The sequence below is a fragment of the Paludibacterium denitrificans genome (assembly GCF_009707705.1).
GTDB lineage: Bacteria > Pseudomonadota > Gammaproteobacteria > Burkholderiales > Chromobacteriaceae > Paludibacterium_A > Paludibacterium_A denitrificans.
This window is the reverse complement of the sequence record NZ_WLYX01000001.1, coordinates 1221127-1237959: the sequence shown is the minus strand read 5'-3', so window position 1 is coordinate 1237959 and position 16833 is coordinate 1221127. Positions and strand designations below refer to the sequence as shown.

At 61.1% G+C, this 16833-nt stretch carries 25 protein-coding genes and 3 pseudogenes; 12 read left to right on the top strand and 16 right to left on the bottom strand.

Annotation, left to right across the window (positions count from 1 at the left end):
* Window positions 1-14 precede the first annotated feature (14 nt).
* The 3 genes and pseudogenes from GKE73_RS08285 to GKE73_RS08280 form a co-directional block, all read right to left on the bottom strand.
* Window positions 15-377, bottom strand: a pseudogene (locus GKE73_RS08285) (CNP1-like family protein); the annotation flags it as partial.
* Window positions 378-544: 167 nt separating this feature from the next.
* The gene (locus GKE73_RS25530; RefSeq protein ID WP_376767418.1) at window positions 545-718 is read right to left on the bottom strand and encodes a hypothetical protein; all 174 of its coding nucleotides are present in this window, start codon (window positions 716-718) and stop codon (window positions 545-547) included.
* Entirely contained in the window at window positions 640-1326 is a 687-nt protein-coding gene (locus GKE73_RS08280) for an NRDE family protein (protein WP_230369709.1), read from the bottom strand. The genes GKE73_RS25530 and GKE73_RS08280 overlap by 79 nt, the downstream gene beginning before the upstream one ends.
* A gap of 176 nt (window positions 1327-1502) precedes the next feature.
* Here GKE73_RS08280 and GKE73_RS08275 point away from each other — a divergent pair, with 176 nt between their 5' ends.
* The 4 genes and pseudogenes from GKE73_RS08275 to GKE73_RS08260 all read left to right on the top strand — a co-directional run bounded on the left by GKE73_RS08275 (window position 1503) and on the right by GKE73_RS08260 (window position 3787).
* The gene (locus GKE73_RS08275) at window positions 1503-1733 is read left to right on the top strand and encodes a sulfurtransferase TusA family protein (RefSeq protein ID WP_230369708.1); all 231 of its coding nucleotides are present in this window, start codon (window positions 1503-1505) and stop codon (window positions 1731-1733) included.
* 57 nt (window positions 1734-1790) lie between these two features.
* Window positions 1791-2833 (top strand): annotated as a pseudogene (pyrC, locus tag GKE73_RS08270) (dihydroorotase).
* 229 nt (window positions 2834-3062) lie between these two features.
* Complete coding sequence (locus tag GKE73_RS08265) at window positions 3063-3617, top strand: substrate-binding periplasmic protein (protein WP_230369707.1); 555 nt, start codon at window positions 3063-3065, stop codon at window positions 3615-3617.
* Entirely contained in the window at window positions 3614-3787 is a 174-nt protein-coding gene (locus GKE73_RS08260; protein ID WP_230369706.1) for a hypothetical protein, read from the top strand. Before GKE73_RS08265 ends, GKE73_RS08260 begins: the two co-directional genes overlap by 4 nt.
* 20 nt (window positions 3788-3807) lie before the next feature.
* Here the strand turns inward: GKE73_RS08260 and tcdA are convergent.
* Both tcdA and GKE73_RS08250 read right to left on the bottom strand, forming a co-directional pair.
* Window positions 3808-4574 (bottom strand): annotated as a pseudogene (tcdA, locus tag GKE73_RS08255) (tRNA cyclic N6-threonylcarbamoyladenosine(37) synthase TcdA).
* Between the two features lie 340 nt (window positions 4575-4914).
* Window positions 4915-5094: a hypothetical protein gene (locus tag GKE73_RS08250; protein WP_230369705.1), complete on the bottom strand. Its 180-nt coding sequence runs from the start codon at window positions 5092-5094 to the stop codon at window positions 4915-4917.
* 145 nt (window positions 5095-5239) lie between these two features.
* Between GKE73_RS08250 and ltaE the strand changes: the two genes are divergently transcribed.
* The 5 genes from ltaE to GKE73_RS08230 all read left to right on the top strand — a co-directional run bounded on the left by ltaE (window position 5240) and on the right by GKE73_RS08230 (window position 8839).
* Complete coding sequence (ltaE, locus tag GKE73_RS08245) at window positions 5240-6268, top strand: low-specificity L-threonine aldolase (RefSeq protein ID WP_230369704.1); 1029 nt, start codon at window positions 5240-5242, stop codon at window positions 6266-6268.
* A gap of 9 nt (window positions 6269-6277) precedes the next feature.
* Window positions 6278-6610: a hypothetical protein gene (locus GKE73_RS23000; RefSeq protein WP_280954837.1), complete on the top strand. Its 333-nt coding sequence runs from the start codon at window positions 6278-6280 to the stop codon at window positions 6608-6610.
* Window positions 6611-6627: 17 nt separating this feature from the next.
* Window positions 6628-7440 carry a prolyl oligopeptidase family protein gene (locus tag GKE73_RS08240; RefSeq protein ID WP_312854547.1) on the top strand — a complete coding sequence of 271 codons (813 nt, stop codon included), beginning with the start codon at window positions 6628-6630 and terminating at the stop codon, window positions 7438-7440.
* Window positions 7441-7591: 151 nt separating this feature from the next.
* The gene (locus tag GKE73_RS08235; RefSeq protein WP_230369703.1) at window positions 7592-8374 is read left to right on the top strand and encodes a prolyl oligopeptidase family serine peptidase; all 783 of its coding nucleotides are present in this window, start codon (window positions 7592-7594) and stop codon (window positions 8372-8374) included.
* Between the two features lie 21 nt (window positions 8375-8395).
* Window positions 8396-8839 carry an OsmC family protein gene (locus GKE73_RS08230; protein ID WP_230369702.1) on the top strand — a complete coding sequence of 148 codons (444 nt, stop codon included), beginning with the start codon at window positions 8396-8398 and terminating at the stop codon, window positions 8837-8839.
* Between the two features lie 65 nt (window positions 8840-8904).
* Here GKE73_RS08230 and GKE73_RS08225 read toward each other — a convergent pair whose 3' ends face one another.
* From GKE73_RS08225 to GKE73_RS08215, 3 genes are all read right to left on the bottom strand, one after another.
* A complete protein-coding gene (locus GKE73_RS08225; protein ID WP_230369701.1) occupies window positions 8905-9351 on the bottom strand; it encodes a hypothetical protein in 447 nt (148 codons plus the stop codon).
* Window positions 9278-9673, bottom strand: coding sequence for a hypothetical protein (locus GKE73_RS08220; RefSeq protein ID WP_230369700.1), 396 nt, complete (start codon window positions 9671-9673; stop codon window positions 9278-9280). The genes GKE73_RS08225 and GKE73_RS08220 overlap by 74 nt, the downstream gene beginning before the upstream one ends.
* Before the next feature lie 108 nt (window positions 9674-9781).
* The gene (locus tag GKE73_RS08215; RefSeq protein ID WP_230369699.1) at window positions 9782-10435 is read right to left on the bottom strand and encodes a YceH family protein; all 654 of its coding nucleotides are present in this window, start codon (window positions 10433-10435) and stop codon (window positions 9782-9784) included.
* Window positions 10436-10593: 158 nt separating this feature from the next.
* On the opposite strand from GKE73_RS08215, the gene GKE73_RS08210 reads away from it, so the two are divergent.
* Both GKE73_RS08210 and GKE73_RS08205 read left to right on the top strand, forming a co-directional pair.
* On the top strand, window positions 10594-10788 hold the full coding sequence (locus GKE73_RS08210) for a S4 domain-containing protein (protein ID WP_312854405.1): 195 nt from the start codon (window positions 10594-10596) through the stop codon (window positions 10786-10788).
* Window positions 10722-11342 carry a TlyA family RNA methyltransferase gene (locus GKE73_RS08205; RefSeq protein ID WP_230369698.1) on the top strand — a complete coding sequence of 207 codons (621 nt, stop codon included), beginning with the start codon at window positions 10722-10724 and terminating at the stop codon, window positions 11340-11342. Before GKE73_RS08210 ends, GKE73_RS08205 begins: the two co-directional genes overlap by 67 nt.
* Window positions 11343-11378: 36 nt before the next feature.
* Here the strand turns inward: GKE73_RS08205 and GKE73_RS08200 are convergent, their stop codons facing one another.
* Window positions 11379-11870: a universal stress protein gene (locus GKE73_RS08200; protein ID WP_230369697.1), complete on the bottom strand. Its 492-nt coding sequence runs from the start codon at window positions 11868-11870 to the stop codon at window positions 11379-11381.
* A gap of 283 nt (window positions 11871-12153) precedes the next feature.
* Between GKE73_RS08200 and GKE73_RS08195 the strand changes: the two genes are divergently transcribed.
* Entirely contained in the window at window positions 12154-12471 is a 318-nt protein-coding gene (locus GKE73_RS08195) for a hypothetical protein (RefSeq protein ID WP_230369696.1), read from the top strand.
* A gap of 36 nt (window positions 12472-12507) precedes the next feature.
* On the opposite strand, the gene GKE73_RS08190 is transcribed toward GKE73_RS08195, so the two are convergent.
* The 7 genes from GKE73_RS08190 to GKE73_RS08170 all read right to left on the bottom strand — a co-directional run bounded on the left by GKE73_RS08190 (window position 12508) and on the right by GKE73_RS08170 (window position 16701).
* A complete protein-coding gene (locus GKE73_RS08190; protein WP_230369695.1) occupies window positions 12508-12738 on the bottom strand; it encodes a hypothetical protein in 231 nt (76 codons plus the stop codon).
* 27 nt (window positions 12739-12765) lie between these two features.
* Window positions 12766-13887, bottom strand: a complete 1122-nt coding sequence (locus tag GKE73_RS08185; protein ID WP_230369694.1) for a glutamine synthetase family protein — start codon at window positions 13885-13887, stop codon at window positions 12766-12768.
* Between the two features lie 368 nt (window positions 13888-14255).
* Window positions 14256-14855 carry an aldo/keto reductase gene (locus GKE73_RS08180; RefSeq protein WP_280954836.1) on the bottom strand — a complete coding sequence of 200 codons (600 nt, stop codon included), beginning with the start codon at window positions 14853-14855 and terminating at the stop codon, window positions 14256-14258.
* Complete coding sequence (locus tag GKE73_RS22995; RefSeq protein WP_312854404.1) at window positions 14824-15069, bottom strand: aldo/keto reductase; 246 nt, start codon at window positions 15067-15069, stop codon at window positions 14824-14826. Before GKE73_RS22995 ends, GKE73_RS08180 begins: the two co-directional genes overlap by 32 nt.
* Window positions 15036-15194: a hypothetical protein gene (locus GKE73_RS26955; protein WP_512698917.1), complete on the bottom strand. Its 159-nt coding sequence runs from the start codon at window positions 15192-15194 to the stop codon at window positions 15036-15038. The genes GKE73_RS22995 and GKE73_RS26955 overlap by 34 nt, the downstream gene beginning before the upstream one ends.
* The gene (locus GKE73_RS08175; RefSeq protein WP_230369693.1) at window positions 15173-15310 is read right to left on the bottom strand and encodes a hypothetical protein; all 138 of its coding nucleotides are present in this window, start codon (window positions 15308-15310) and stop codon (window positions 15173-15175) included. Before GKE73_RS08175 ends, GKE73_RS26955 begins: the two co-directional genes overlap by 22 nt.
* Window positions 15311-15441: 131 nt before the next feature.
* Entirely contained in the window at window positions 15442-16701 is a 1260-nt protein-coding gene (locus GKE73_RS08170; protein ID WP_230369692.1) for a glutamate-5-semialdehyde dehydrogenase, read from the bottom strand.
* Window positions 16702-16833 lie beyond the last annotated feature (132 nt).

Here is a 16833-nt window from a genome sequence, read left to right as displayed (position 1 = left end):
CCGCTTGAACCGGCTTAGCGCCACGGGGCCTTTTTCAGCAGTTGCAGGGCCGCTTCGGCCGATTTGGGCGGCGTTTTGTCGATACAGATATCCTCATGCAGGCGCTGGCGCAGTTTGTCGTCGTAGGCAAACTTGCGCCAGTCGGCACGGGTGGCTTCAATCCAGCGCTTGTTGTAGCTGTCGCCAAAGGCGTAGCTGCGATAGTTGCTGTCCTGACAGTGGATGCCTTCCACGCTGAGGTTTTCCGCGCCGGATGGGCTGAGTACGCGCAGGATGAAATGCACCACGCCGTCTTCACCCACACTCAGCGTTTTGGCATCGACAAAATACTGGTTGTTCAGCGTATGGTGCACGTAGAAGCCCACCCATTCCGGCTTGTCCGGATAGGCTTAAGCAGGGTGTAGTTGCCTTCGCTCCACGGTTCGACATCATCCAGCGCGTAGGTGGAGTAGGTGGGGAGGCGGCTAAGCTTGTGCGGTGCCGAGACAAGTTAGCGCCAGCAGTACAGCCAGCCCGAAGCGTGCGGTGTGCAAGAAAGTTCTCCCTATGGATGTGCAGCCGCGGCCGGGACGCTGCCCGGTCGCAGGGTATAACGGCGGCGGCCAGCTTCACGTCCGGCCAGCGCCCAGCTTTGTTCGGTCAAGGTGACATCGCCACGCGCCGATACCGCCAGCAGCAGCGAGGCGCGCGTGCCGTAGTCGCGGCCGGTGATGAAGATCGGCGACAGCATTTTTTCCAGCGCCAGCCCGACGCCGGTATTGGGCAGCTGCCGGTCTCGGCCGGGGTGGTATCGGCCAGCCAGCGCAGCGCTTCGTCTTCCGCTGGCGGACGGCGCAACGCCTGCAGGTGTTCGGCCAACCTTTCGCTCTTGAACCACGGTGTATCCAGCGTGGCATTGGACAAGGTGTGGATGCCCGGTGTCAGGCGGCCCAGTTGCCCGCCACGGCTGTGGAAGTGATACAGGTCGGAGGTGTAGCCAAACAGCAGGTTGAACGGCGCGTAGCGGCCATGTTCGGCCTTGAGCCAGGCGGCAAAGGCCAGCGGGTCTTCGTTACCGGTGACAAAACGCGCCACCAGCTCGCCGCGCGAGCGTTCGCCCGGCCGGGCATAACCGTCGCGGATGTTGGTGATGGCGGCAAAACGCCCGCGCGCATCAACCAGCAGCCAGCTGCCGCCCGATTGCAGATCACGTCCACCCAGCGTGGCGGGCGCGTCCGGCCACCAGTCGAGCGGCGCCGTCGGCCGGGCGTAGTATTCGTCCCGGTTGGCCAGCAGCAACAGCTGGCCCAGTCCCGGTGTCTTGTAGGCAAAAGCAAGGACGCACATGTGACGGCAAACGACTCCTGATGCAGGCGGATGGCGTGGGTGATGGCCGCAAATGGCCCACCGATTTGGGTGCCGTTGGCGACTCGCGTAAACTAGCGGCTGTCGTGATGGTCTGCCACCGTGGTAGCCACCCAATTTTCTCAATTGTAACGTGATATGGCTCAGGGAACCTGTTCATGACACCAGATAAACAGATTGATCTTTCCGGCTTGAATTGCCCGTTGCCCATCCTGCGCGCCAAGAAGGCTCTGGCCGAGATGGCCAGCGGCACCATTCTGGAAGTACTTGCCACCGATCCGGGCGCGCCCAGTGATTTTGCCGCCTTCTGCCGCCAGACCGGCAACCAGCTGCTCGACTCCGTTACCACTCCGGAAGGCAAGTTCCGGATGGTGCTCAAGCGCAAATAAATCCCGTCGGCGGCCTTGCGGGCTGCCGTTATTCCTCTGCCTCAGCGGAACCTGCTCATGACCACATTGACCCTTACCCGCCCGGACGACTGGCACCTGCACCTGCGCGATGGCGCGGCGCTCAGTGCCGTGTTGCCGCACACCTGTCGTCAGATGGGGCGCGCCATCATCATGCCTAACCTCAAGCCGCCCGTGACCACGGTTGAGGCGGCCGCCGCCTACCGTCAGCGCGTGCTGGCCGCACGACCGGCCGGTAGCACGTTCGAGCCGCTGATGACGCTGTACCTGACCGACAACACCAGTGCCGAGGAAATCCGCAAGGCCAAGGCCAGCGGCTTTGTCCACGCGGTCAAACTCTATCCGGTAAGCGCTACCACCAATTCCGACTTTGGCGTCACCAGCATCGACAAGGCCATGCTTAAGCACTGGAAGCGATGGCAGAACTGGGCCTGCCGCTGCTGGTGCATGGCGAAGTGACCGATCCTGCCATTGATATCTTCGACCGCGAAGCCGTGTTCATCGAACAGGTATTCCAGCCGCTCTTGGCCCGCCTGCCGTCCTTGCGCGTGGTGTTCGAACATATCACCACCAAAGACGCGGCCGAATACGTGGCCAGCGCGCCAGACAATATTGCCGCCACCATCACCGCGCATCACCTGCTGATGAACCGTAACGCCATCTTCGTTGGCGGCATTCGCCCGCATCACTACTGCCTGCCGGTGCTCAAGCGCGAGCTGCACCGCCGGGCGCTGGTCGCTGCCGCCACCTCCGGTTCGGCCAAGTTCTTCCTTGGCACAGACAGCGCCCCACACGCCCGTCATGCCAAGGAAGCCAGCTGCGGCTGTGCTTAAGGCATGTATACCGCCAATGCCGCCATCGAGCTGTATGCCGAGGTGTTTGACGCCGCCGGTGCGCTGGACAAGCTGGAAGGGTTTGCCAGCCAGCATGGCCCGGATTTTTACCGTCTGCCGCGCAACCGCGACACCATCACGCTGGTGAAGGAAAGCTGGACGGTGCCGGAGGCGTTGCCTTATGGCGACGATACGCTGGTGCCGTTGCGCGCCGGAGAGAGCATCGGCTGGCGTTTGCAAGCCGACTGATGGGCGAACCCGGCTGGTGGCGATGATTTCGCACTATCGACACCGGCCGGGCCAGCCGGTTGGCATAAGGTTGGCCGAAACCGCTGGCTGGCCCCATTCAGTGCTAGCCGAGTCGGTCTTTTTCAGCAGAATGCTCGCGGTGAAAATTTTGGCCGGGCAACTGCGATTGCCCGCTGGCGCGCAGCGCCGAAGGGAGAACCCGTTCGTGTTACGCAGGTACGTTTGGCTGATGATGGCGCTGTGTCTGCTGCAAACGGCCGTGTGGGCGGCCGGTGCGCCGCTGCGGCTGGCGGTGGGCATGGCCAAACCGCCGTATGTGGAAGGCAACGGCTCGCGCGGGCTGGAAGTGGACATCGTACTGGCCGCCCTGCGCGAGGCCGGGATCAGCGTGCAGGTACAGCAGATGCCGCAGGCGCGCGGTTTGCAGTCGGTCCTCAACGGCAATGTGGACGCCATGATCACACTGGTGCCGAACGCGGCGCCCAGCCTGTATTTTTCCCGGCCGGTGGTGCAGTACCGCAACCGCGCCATTACGCTGGCCAGCAGCCACATCACCCTGAATTATCTGTCTGACCTGTCACACTATCGCGTGGCGTCGTTCCAGAACGCCACCTATCTGCTCGGCTACGGTTTCAGCAAGGCGGTGGAGAGTGCGCCGTTTTATGCCGAATATGCCGATCAGGAAACCCTCAATCGCCTGCTGTTCAACAAGCGTGTCGACGTGGTGGTGGGCGACGAATGGGTGTTCCATTCTTACGCCACCCGGCCAGCCAGAGCGGCATGAAGGCGGAACTCAGAACCTTCGAACTGTTTGATAACGAGCCACGGCGGGTGGGATTTGTCAGCCGCAGCCAGCGCGACGCCTTTGACCGTGCCTTGCTGCTGCTGCAAAAGCGCGGCGAAATCGAACGCATTCACCGCTATTACCAGCAAAAATACCGGCTACAGCCGTAAACCGCCTCAGCGCCGTTTGCTTAAGCCAGCTGTTTCAGCACCTGAGAAACCGCTACCAGCCCAAAGCTGGCGGTGACGGCCATACTGGCGCCAAAGTAGGCGCACGATAAGCCCTGCGGGCCATGGCCGTTGCTGTCGCAACTGGCGTTGTCCGGATAAACCAGCTGTTCGGTGGAGTAGACGCACAGCACGCGCAGCTTCTTGCCCGGCTCGCGGGTAAAGTCGTGATGACGCCGCAGGTTGTAGCGCAGCTTGGACAGCAGCGGGTCGTAAGTGACCTCGGCCAGATCGGCGACCCGAATCTGTGTCGGGTCCATCTGGCCACCCGCGCCGCCGGAGGTGATAAACGGCTGACGGTGTTTGACGCACCATGCCGCCATGGCGGTTTTGACCCGCAGGCTGTCGATGGCATCGATCACATAGTCGTAGCCCGGCCCAGCATGGCCTGCAGGTTTTCCTCGCTGACAAAGTCCTCAATCTCCGTCACCACGCAGGCCGGGTTGATGGCGCGCACCCGTTCGGCCAACGCGGTCACCTTGGCCATGCCGAAGTTGGGGTCGAGCGCTGGTAGCTGGCGATTGGTATTGGATTCGGCCACGTTGTCCAGATCGATCAGCGTCAGCCTGCCAATACCGCTACGCGCCAGCGCTTCCACCGCCCACGATCCGACACCGCCGACACCGACCACGCACACATGCGCGGTGCGGAATCGCTCCAGCGCGTCGTGACCATACAAGCGGGCAATGCCGCCAAAACGGCGTTCCAGATCGGCAGCAGGTGGCGTCATGAGGGGAAATTCCTGAACGATTGAAGCGGCGAAGCATACTGCAAGCCACGCAGCCTGACTAGCGCCCGGCCTGCCGTGCTGCACTGGCGAAAAGACGACAGCGGGGTGTGCTGATGGCATGGCAAGTCCATGATTTACTGGAAAATTCAGCCCGCTGATCTATGCTTTCAGGCAGGGTGGGCGCCGGGGCTGCCATGGCCCTGCGCTGGCTAAGCCCGCTTTCCGTTGTCACTTGGGAGTTTCCACGATGCAGCCGAGATTCGACATCGACCTCGACAAACGCTACAACGCCACTGTCGTCATTGCTTGCCACCAATGCGGTCACGAACACCGCCATCACTTAAGATCTCTTTCTCCCGACCATGCCTTGCGCTGCCAGTGCGGCAGCGACATCAGCCTGACTCCCGGCGCATTGCTGCAGGCCCAGCGCCGGGTCAGCGAGCTTAAACAGTCGTATGGCATAAACTGACGCGTCGACAATTTGCGGCAACACCACTACCGGCCAGTGCGCCGGTGTCATCAGGCACCACCTGATGCGGAATTTCGTCAACGGCGGCCCACACGGGTCGCCGTTTGCATGCAGACGGCACCCAGCAGCAGGCGCGCAAGATGAGGTAGTCTAGCCGTTGTTTGCCAGCCGGGAATTCAACGAGAGGAAACGACTCATGCAATGGATTGATGTGCGCAGCGATACCGTCACCCAGCCGACGGCTGCCATGCGCGAGGCGATGTTCAAGGCCGAAGTGGGCGACGATGTGTATGGTGACGACCCGACCGTGCGCCAGCTGGAAGAGCTGGCGGCGGAAAAACTCGGCAAGGAAGCGGCATTGCTGGTCCCTACCGGCAACTTTGGCAACCAGTTGGCGCTGCTGACGCACTGCCAGCGCGGCAACGAAGTGATTCTGGGTGACGATTGCCACATCGTCTGGCACGAAACCGGCGGGGCAGCGGTGATCGCCGGGGTGCAGTTGCGTACCGTGGAAAGCGACAAGGGCGCGCTCGACCCGCAAGCCATTGCGCGACGTATCCGCGTGGGGGACGACATTCACTGGCCCAAGACCGGCCTGATCTGTCTGGAAAACGCCCACTCCAATGGCCGGGTGATTCCGCTCGACATCATGGCGCAGACTCACGCGCTGGCGCAGGCCCATGGCGTGCCGGTGCATCTGGACGGCGCTCGCGTGTTCAATGCCGCCACGTATCTGGGCTGCGACGTGCGCGACATTACGCGTCATGCCGATAGCGTGATGTGCTGTCTGAGCAAGGGGCTGGCCGCGCCGGTGGGTTCGTTGCTGGCGGGCAGCGAAGCGTTCATCCAGCGCGCCCGGCGCCATCGCAAGCTGATGGGCGGCGGCATGCGTCAGGCCGGGGTATTGGCGGCGCCCGGCATCCTCGCGCTGACCGAGATGACGCAACGGCTGGGCGAAGACCATGCCAATGCCCGTTATCTGGCGGCGCAACTGGCGGCATTGACGGGTATCCAGCTCAATCAGGACGACGTGCACATCAACATGGTGTGGTTTGCCTTCACGCGGCCGCTCGACTTGCCGCGTCTGCTGGCGGCGTTTACCGCAGCCGGGATCAAGGTCAATCCGCCGGAAGATGGCCAGATGCGTATCGTGACGCACTGGCAGATCGGCCGGGCCGAGATCGACCGTATCGTGGCGGTGCTGGCGGAATTCCTGCGCGACTAGGCGCCAAGGTTGGCCGAAAGCGGGCGGGATGCTACGCTCGCCGGTATTGTTCCCTTTCGGCCAACCCTGATGACTCAACCCGATCCGCACCTGTGGCTGGAAAGCCTGACCTCCCCGGAAGCCGCCCAATGGGTGGCGGCGCAAAACGCCCGCACCCAGTCGCTGCTGGATAGCGACGCGCGCTTTGCCCCGTTGCGCGATGACATTCTGGCGCACCTGCGCGATACCCGGCAGATTCCGTTTTTTGCCGAGCATGGCCCATGGCTGTACAACTTCCATCAGGATGAAGCCCATCCGCGCGGCATCTACCGGCGCACCACGCTGGCGGCCTACCGCGCTTAAGCACACAGGACTGGGACATCATTCTCGACCTCGATGCGCTGGCCGAGGCCGATGGCGAAGACTGGTATCTGGATGGCTTGTCGCTATACGTGTTGGCGCCGCAGCGCGGGCTGGTGCAACTGACGCGTGGCGGCAGCGATGCCACCGTGGTCCGCGAATTCGATGTGGAAAAACGGCAATGGTTGGCCGAAGGCTTTAACTTCCCGGAAGGCAAAAGCCACATCACCTGGCGCAGCGAGCACAGCCTGTTTGTCTGCCCCGGCTGGGACGGCGCGCCATTGACCCGTTCCGGTTACCCCAGCGAAGTGTGGCTGGTGGAACGCGGCGACAGTGGCGAGCCCCACCGCTGGACGCGGCTGTTTGCCGCCAGTCAGGACGCCATGATGGTGGCGGCCCGGCGCTTTCTGGATCACGATGGCACGCCGCTCGACCTGATCGAAGCCTCCGACAGCTTCTACAGCAAAACCTATTACCTGCTGGATGCCAGCAATACGCCGCACGCCTTGCCGTTTCCGCCCAAGGCCGACATCGAAGCCTTCCTGCATGGCGATTTTCTCGTCAAGTTGGCCGAACCGTGGCATTGGCAGGGGCAGACCTATCCCGCCGGTTGCCTGCTGGCCGTCAGCCTGCAAGGGTTGGCCGAACAGCAGGCACAGGTGCAGGTGTTGGTGGCGCTGAAGCGTCACGTCTGGCCATCACTTCGGTGGAAACCACGCGCCAGTCGGTTATCGTCAACCTGCTTGATCATGTCAAAAGCCACCTGCTGGCGTTTGACCATGTTGATGGCCACTGGCAAGCGCGCGCCTTGCCGGTGCCAGAGAGCGGCGTGATCGAATTTGCTGACCAGCCCGGCAAAGCGACATCCTCAGCTACAGTTTCAGCGATTTTCTCACCCCCACCGGGCTGTATCGCCTCAACGTCGCCACCGGCGAGCAAGAGTGCCTGCGTTCCCAGCCGTCGGCGTTCGACGCCAGCGCCTTCGTGGCCGAACAGTGGGAAGCCACCGCGCCGGATGGCGAGCAGATTCCCTATTTCGTGGTGCGCGGCAAGAACACCCCGGCGGATGGCAATACGCCCACGCTGTTATACGGCTACGGCGGTTTTGAGATTCCGATGTTGCCGTATTACGTGGAAAACTTTGGCCCGCACTGGCTGGAAAAGGGCGGCGCCTTCGTGCTGGCCTGCATCCGTGGCGGCGGCGAATTCGGCCCGGAATGGCATCAGGCGGCGCAAGGCATCAAGCGCGAAGTCAGCTTCAACGACTTCATCGCCGTGGCAGAAGACCTGATCGCCCGCGGCCTGACGCGCCCGGCGCGGCTGGGCATCGAAGGCGGCAGCAACGGCGGCCTGCTGGTGGGCGCTGCCATGGTGCGGCGGCCGGAACTGTTCAACGCCGTGGTCTGCGAAGTGCCGCTGCTGGACATGCTGCGCTACAGCCAGCTGCTGGTAGGCGCGAGCTGGATCGACGAATACGGCGACCCGGACAACCCGGAACATCGCCCGGTGCTGCAAGCCTATTCGCCTTACCACGCGCTGTCGGCCAACGCGCACTACCCGCTGGCGCTGTTTACCACCAGCGCCAAGGATGACCGCGTTCACCCCGGCCATGCCCGCAAGATGGTGGCAAGGTTGGCCGAACTCGGCCACGATGCCCTGTTGCTGGAAACTGGTAGTGGCGGCCACGGCGGTAATGCCGGACAGGAACAGACGGCGGAGGAACTGGCCCGCGTGCTGGTCTACCTCTACCGTCAATTGATGGACTGAACGCTGTATAAGGAGACAACCATGAGTGAAAGCGTAACGGTAACCCTCACCCAGAAAGACAACTATCAGTTTGTTGTGGATTTTGGCGATGCCCTGCCCACGCTGCTGGCCGACGAGCCGCCGCCGCTGGGCGAAGGTACCGGTCCGGCGCCGACCCACATGCTGCTGGCTGCCGTGGCCAATTGCCTGTCGGCCAGCCTGCTGTTTTCCCTGCGCAAATTCAAGCAGGACCCCGGCCAGCTTACCGCCACTGCCACCTGTGACATCGGGCGCAATGCCGAAAACCGCTTGCGCGTACTGGGCATCCGGGTGGAAATGACGCTGGCCAAACCGGCCGACAGCATGGAACATCTGGACCGCATCCTGACGCAGTTCGAAGCGTTCTGTACCGTATCGCAAAGCGTGCAGGCCGGGGTGCCGGTGAGTATCGGCGTCACCGATGGCCTTGGCCAGCGTCTGCGCTAGGCTCTGATAGCAAAACGCCCCGCACAAAGGCGGGGCGTAGCGGGCAAGTCAGACCGAAAGCTGGCTTAGAACACCATCGACAGATTCAGGCCGTATTCCTGAGTCATGTTTTTCGGTTCACTGCCGACATAGGTATTACCACCATAGGTGAAATACACGTCATCGCTCTTGTGGATGCTCCAGTAGCGCCAGAACGGAGTGATCTTGATGCCGTACTGGTTGTTGATTTTGGTGCTGAAGGTGGCCGACAGCTCATAGCCGCTACCATGTTTCTGAGTGTTGTTCAGCGTGACACCATCCAGATACGAATGTTGTTTACCCTGCAGCAGATAATTGTAGCTGACCTTCGGGGTAACCTGCCAGTTGCTGCCCAGATTGTAGGTGGACTCGCCGCCGATGGTTGCGTAGAACAGCTCGTTTTCACGCTTGTAGCCGCCATTACCTGATTGGTCGAGGCGGTCGGTCAGGTTGCGGTAACCCGGGCCGATAGAGAACGTGGCTAAGCTGGCCATCCCAAGACGAGGTGTTCTGATACACCCCGCGCAGTTCGTACACGTAGCGGTCCTGACCATTCGAGGTGAGCGAACCATAAGGCTGGCCTTGATAGGCGCCGGTGTAGTCACTGGAACCACGGGCATAACGTCCGCTCAGTTTTACCCCGTGTTCGTCGGAAAAGTGGAAGGTGGCGGCGCCGTTGACACCGTACATCCAGCCTTCTTCCTGCATGAATTTCGAACCATCCACTTCTTCATGATAGTTCTCGTGATACATCTCGGCGCCAACATCGATATCGGTTTTAACATCGTACGGCGTGTGCCTGAGCGAAAACGCCACAGCCCAAGGCGGCGCTGGCCAGCAAGAGTGCTGCTTTCATGAAGATTGCCTCGTTATATAAAGTCAGTAGGGGTAAAGCTGCGGCCTGATCTTAACAAGATTTAATTTTTAAGCAATATGCCGATAGACTGATCCTGACTCCTGCCGTGTCATTAGCGCCATGACTTGCGCCTTGAGCTCAGCCACTTCCGCTTCCAACGCCGTGACGCGACTGGCAAGTTCGGTTTCCCCGCTTTCGTTCTCCTCTGGCTGTGCCTCACAGATTTCGCCCGCCAGTAACGATGCCCAGCGCGCTTCGCGGGCGCCGGGCTGGCGCGCGAGTTTCACCACCAGCGGCGGATATTTGTCAGCGAGGGCATTCAGTGCGGTGTCCACCTCGGCCAGATCGCTGAAACTGTACAATCGCCCGGCGCGGCTGCGAATCTCCGCTGCCGTCTGCGGGCCGCGTAGCAGCAACAGCGCCAGTGTCGCCAGACGGGCGCCATCGATATTCCATTCGTAGTTCAGCCGGTGTTCGTATTTGGCAACCCGGCTACCGGTAAACTGGCGCTCTGCCACCAGCTTGCGCGCCATCAGCACATCCAGCGCCGTGCAGATCTCGACGTCGGTCAATTGCATGACCGGTTCGCGGCTGGTGAGCTGGTTACAGGCCGAGACCAGCGCGTTGAGGGTCAGCGGATAGATATCGGGAGTCAGTGCCTGTTTTTCTACCAGGGCACCCAGTACCCGGATTTCGGCAGGGGTGAACGGTTGCAGATCCATATTGTGGTGTTTTCATCGCTAAACGGGTAACTGCATCATCGCATCAAGCGGCTGTTCGGCCAACCTTGTCGCCCCAGCGCCGACAGAGGAGCGTGCTTGACGGGGCGGGGAACTCTTGGCAGGCTGTGGCCGGTTTTCAGGCAACAGTGTGACAGGCGATGATGCGTGTGGATGTGCTCTTGGTGGAACAAGGGCTGGCCCCGTCCCGGACGGCGGCGCAACATTTGATTGAAGCGGGACGTGTCAGCAGCGCGGGCATGGCGGTGACCAAATCCAGCCAGAAACCGTGCTGTCGGCGCCGTTGGAAGTGGTGCCCGATGCCGCCGATCGGTTTGTCTCGCGTGGCGGATTGAAGATGGAAGGAGCGCTGGCGCTGGCCGGGCTGGACGTGACCGGGCTGGCGGTGCTGGATGTCGGGCAATCCACCGGCGGTTTCACCGATTGCCTGCTGCAAGCGGGAGCCCGTCGCGTGGTCGGGGTTGATGTCGGGCATGACCAGCTGCATTCTCGTCTGGTGGCGGATGCCCGGGTGCGCTACTTCGAAGGCGTCAATGCCCGTGCGCTGGATCACGCCGCCTTGCTGGCCGCCAACGATGGCCAGCCCTTTGACCTGATGGTGTGCGATGTGTCCTTCATTTCGCTCACGCTGGTGCTGCCGTCGGCGCTGCCATTGATCCGGCCGGGTGGCTGGCTGCTGTCACTGGTCAAACCGCAATTCGAGGTGGGACGCGAAGGCTTGGGCAAGGGCGGCATCGTGCGTGATGAAAACCTCTATCCGCGTGTGCAGGAGAAAATCACCCAAGCGGTGGCGCAGCAAGGATTTAGCGTACAAGGCTGGTTTGATAGCCCGATCAAGGGCGGCGACGGCAACCGCGAATTTTTTGTCTTCGCGCGCAAGGCGGATTGACTCCGCCTTGCGGTGGGCACACACGCCAAGACGTGTTTATAAGTGCGGTAACGTCGGCTGGTGTTCCTGATCCGGTGACGGATTGCGGATCACCAGCAAGGGACAGCGGCTCAGGCGCAACATGTTCTCGGCAAAGCTGCCCAGTAACAGGTGGTTGAGCCCCTTGCGGCCGTGGGTGCCGAGAACGATCAGGTCAGCCGACTGGCGCTGGGCAAAGTCGATCAGCGCCTCGGCCATTTCCTTGCCGCCATCCCAGCTCTCTCCCACATGTGTTTCCACTTTGGTCACGCCAGCACGCAGGGCTTCTTGCTCTGCCGCTTCCAGAATGGCGCGACCTTCCTTGAACGCCAGCTCGTGCAATTGGCTGGTACTTAACAGCCCAATACCCTCGGTGGCCAGATCGCGCAGCCCGGCAATATGCGCCAGTGTCAGCTGCGAGTTGAATTGTTTAGCCAACAGGATCGCCTGTTGCAACGCCTTGTCGGCATTGTGGCTACCATCGACGGCGACCACGATGTGCTGATACATCGGTGCATTCCTTGTTCTAACCGGTTGGGCGGCGTATTGTGCGGATCAGGCCAGCCGCCATCAGGCCGGACGTTTTAGCCGTAGTTCTCTTGCCGGTGCGTCGTATTGTCGCGATGTGCTTACTTTTCGCTAAGCGCTGTGACAAAATGAACTGTCATTATACTGTTTGGTCAGAGTAGACAAGCCCTAACATCAAAAAGCGGCTGGAAAAGCAGCGGGCTTGTTTGTTATCCTCTCATCCTTGCCTAGTTTACTTAATAAAACTTTCTGGAGCTTAAAGTCAATGTTGATCTTCCTGCTGATCATCGCTGTCTCGCTGATAGCGCTTGTGGGGTGGATCGTGCTGTCTCAACGTCAACAAAAACAAGCGCTCACGGTGATCGATAGTCGTATTTATGCCATGCACACGCAGGGCAAGGCGATTGAGCCACTGGAGCATTCTACCGGCCAGTCTTTTGGCAAGTTGTTGCGCGCCGCACGTGGCGATCGTTCCGCGGTGGAAAAATGGATTACCGCTGAACAGTACCGTGGTGCCCAGCCGCTTACCCGTGACGAAGCCATTGATCTGCTGGCACATCGGCTGGACGCTTCGCGCCACTAAGGCGCTGCGGTTTACCCGCCAACTAACAAGGCCCCGTCAGGGGCCTTGTGTCGTTTGGAGCGCGGCGGTCAGGCCAGCACTTGTAGATAGTGCCGCTCCCATGGCGTGATCTGGTTGTGAAAATGCTCCAGTTCCACTGCCTTGACGGCGAGATACGCCCTGGCTGAATTCGGCGCCAAACAGTTCTTCTGCCGTGCTGTGACTGGCCATCAGCTCGCAGGCGGTGTCCAGCGTCTGAGGCAGCGTGCTGGCCTCGCTGTTGAACACATTGCCGATGGATGCCGCGCCAGGGCGTCAACTCACGCTGCATGCCCAGCAAGCGCCGAGGCTGGCGGCCAGTGCCAGATACGGGTTGGCGTCGCAACCGGGCAAGCGGTTTTCCACCCGCCGCGCGGCCGGGCCGCCCAACGGTACGCGCAGTCCGACTGACCGGTTGTCTTCCCCCCAGCTCAAGTTGACCGGTGCCGCCAGACCTTTGACAAAGCGGCGGTAGGAATTCGGGCTGGGGCAGAACAGCGGCATCAGGTGGGGCAGGTAGTTTTGCAGGCCCGCGATGAAACCATAAAAAGCCGGGCTGGCCTCGCCGCTTGGCGCGCTGAAAATGTTCTGGCCATTGGCGTCGACCACGCTCTGGTGTAAGTGCATCGAGCTACCGGGTTGCCCCGCCAGCGGTTTGGCCATGCAGACCACCGATAGCCCGTGTTTGTTGCCCACTTCCTTGAGCGCGTATTTGAACAGAAAGGTTTGATCGGCCAGCTTCAGGGCATTGCCATGCTTCAGGTTGATCTCGAACTGGCTGGGCCCCATCTCATGCACGAAGGTGTCCGTGTCGATCTTCAGTAGTTCGCATGCCTGATACAGGTCATCGAAGAAGGCTTCCAGATCGTTGAGAGTGGAGAAACTGAAGGCATCGAAACCGCTCTCACGCCTACCGCTGCGCAGGCGCGGTGGAGTAAACGGCTGCTGTGGATCGTCCTGTGCGGCGAAGATGTAAAACTCCAGCTCCGGCGCCACGACCGGCGTCCAGCCCTGTTTGGCATAGCCATCCAGCACGGTCTGCAGCGCGCTGCGTGGTGCCAGCGGCGTGCGCTGGCCGTTCAGATCCACGCAATCGCAGAGCACCAGCGCGCGCGGCGTCCCGGCCCGGGGGACGCGGCGTAATGTGCTCAGGTCTGGTTCCAGCGCGACATCCGGATCGTTTTCGCCATAGAAACGATAGTCCGGAAATTCGCCAATGCAGCTTTGTATCGGCACGGCACGAGCAATGCGCAAGGCCCGGCCCTGAATAAATGCATGGGCTGGCAAGGTCTTGCCGCGGGCAAATCCGGTGACATCGGCAAATGCCAACTCTACGTCGCGGATGTTTTCCTGTATCAACCATTCGGCCAGATCGGCCGGGATGGCAGCGTGTGACATGGTGGTTTCCCCTCAAAATCGCGCTTCATTATCGTCATCGGCCTGTCTGTCGTTGCGGCATATTATTTTATGTGTGCTGCATTATGACATTGGCGGAGACGGCTGCAAGCGTGGTGAAGGGCTGATCAGCCTGATGTGGGTAATTTGTCCACAACTTGTTCCGGAGTTTTCCCTGTTATGCACAAGACAAGGCATAGCTGGATGGTTATACACAGGATGGTTTGATGCGTGCAGGTGGAAAAACAGCATGCACTAGCTGTTTATGCACAGTTTGTTCCCATTTTATCCACGTTACGCACAGGTTTTGCTGTCGAATTTTTATTATCCACAGGCGGCCATCCCGTGTGGCGGAATGGCCGCGCGCCGGTTTAAGGCGCCGGGTTGGGGTGGCGCTGGTGAATGGCGTCGATGGCTTGCAGCAACTCCGGTGTCAGGCTGACGTTGATGCTGTCGATGTTTTCACGCAGCTGCAGCAGCGTGGTGGCGCCGATCAGGTTGCTGATCACGAACGGGCGGCTGTTGACGAACGCCAGCGCCATTTGCACCGGACTCAGGCCGTGTTGCTGTGCCAGTGTCACGTAGGCTTCGGTGGCGGCTTGGGCTTGCGGGTTGGTGTAGCGGGTAAAGCGCTCGAACAGGGTCAGGCGTGCGCCGGTCGGCTGGGCGCCATTCAGGTATTTGCCCGACAGCATGCCAAACGCCAGCGGCGAGTAAGCCAGCAGGCCGACGCCGGAACGGTGGGCGAATTCCGACAGGCCGACCTCAAAGCTGCGATTGAGCAGGCTATACGGGTTCTGGATGCTGGCGACGCGCGGCAGGCCGCCGAATTCTGCTCCGGCCAGATAGCGTGACAGCCCCCATGGGGTTTCGTTGGAAACACCAAAGTGGCGGATCTTGCCAGCTTTGACCAGTTCGGCCAACCCTTCCAGCGTTTCTTCAATCGGCACCAGATCGTTTGGCTCGTCCATCCACGGATAATTGGTAAGCACCAAAGGTATTGGTGTGGCGGCCCGGCCAGTGCAGTTGATACAGGTCGATATAGTCGGTTTGCAAACGCTTGAGGCTGGCGTCGACGGCGGCAAACAGGTTGGCGCGGTCGAAGCGGTTGGCCTCGCCGCGAATATGGCGCGGGTTGTGCGGCTGCATCGCTAACGGCCCGGCGATCTTGGTGGCGAGCACCACCTTGTCGCGTCGTCCGCCCTGCGCCAGCCGGTGCCGATATAGCGTTCGGTCAGGCCTTGGGTTTCGGCTTTGGGCGGCACCGGATACATTTCGGCCGCGTCGATCAGGTTGATGCCGCGCTCCAGTGCGTAATCAAGCTGGCTGTGTGCTTCGGCTTCGGTATTTTGTTCGCCCCGGTCATGGTGCCCAGCCCGATCAGGCTGACCTCAAGACCGGTGTGTCCCAGTTTGCGATAGAGCATGTGTGTATCCTTGGCTTGCGATGGGAAGGAATCGTCTTGCTTGAGCGCTGGTGCGGCATGGGCGCACTTTGCCGGTTAAAGCGCCACCGCCGTCTCGTGGACGGCGGTGATTGTGCGGTTGGGCAATATACTTACTGGCGGATCTGGCCGTCTCCCAGTACCACCCATTTCTGGCTGGTCAGCCCTTGCAGGCCAACCGGGCCACGGGCGTGGATCTTATCGGTGGAAATGCCGATTTCCGCCCCCAGACCGTATTCAAAACCGTCGGCAAAGCGCGTACTGGCATTGACCATGACGCTGGCCGAATCCACCTCGCGCAGGAAGCGGCGGGCACGGCTGTAATCTTCGGTGATGATGGCATCGGTGTGATGGCTGCCGTGCTCGTTGATATGCTCGATGGCCTCGTCCAGCCCTTTTACCAGCTTGATAGCCAGAATCGGCGCGAGGTATTCGGTATCCCAGTCTTCGCTGCTGGCCGGTACCACCTTCTCGCCCAGAATGATGCGGGTGCGTTCGCAGCCGCGCAGCTCCACGCCTTTTTCCCAATAGGCTTCGGCCAACCTTGGCAGGATGAACTCGGCAAATGCCTCATGCACCAGCAGGGTTTCCATGGTGTTGCAGGTGCCGTAGCGGTGGGTTTTGGCGTTGAGCGCCACGTTGAACGCCTTGTCCGGATTGGCGGTGTCATCGATGTAGACATGGCAGTTGCCGTCCAGATGCTTGATCACCGGCACGCGTGCCTCGCTGCTGATGCGGGCGATCAGCCCCTTGCCGCCACGCGGCACGATCACATCCACGAATTCCGGCATGGTGATCAGCTCGCCCACGGCGGCACGGTCGGTGGTTTCGATTACCTGTACCGCTTCGGTAAGCAGGCCCGCCGCGCGCAAGCCTTCCTGTACGCAGGCGGCAATGGCCTGATTGCTGTGAAAGGCTTCGCTGCCACCGCGCAGAATGGTGGCGTTGCCGGATTTCAGACAGAGCCCGGCGGCGTCGGCGGTGACGTTGGGGCGTGCCTCGTAAATGATGCCCACCACGCCCAGCGGCACGCGCATTTTGCCCAGCTGGATGCCGGACGGGCGATAGGTGAAGTCGTCCATTTCTCCCACCGGGTCGGGCAGGGCGGCGATTTGGCGCAGCCCTTCGGCCATGGCGGCGACGGTTTTGTCGCTGAGGGTGAGGCGGTCGATCATGGCCGGTTCCAGCCCGGCGGCGCGGGCAGCGGCCAGATCTTCCATGTTGGCGGTCAGTAGTTTGTCCTGATCGCGTGCAATGGCATCGGCCATGGCCAGCAGGGCACGGTTTTTCTGGTTAGTGTCGGCGCGGGCCATGGCGCGGCTGGCACGACGGGCAGCCTTGCCCACGCGCTGCATGTAATCCTTCACATTCATTGCGGTCATCCGTAAGTGGGGCGCGCCGCCAGTTAGCCAGCGACACGGCACAGTATTTTGATGATTTGAGAGTAACCCAAAGTGTCGGTATCGGCCAGTGTCGGGACGATACAGCGCCAGACGATCTGGCCG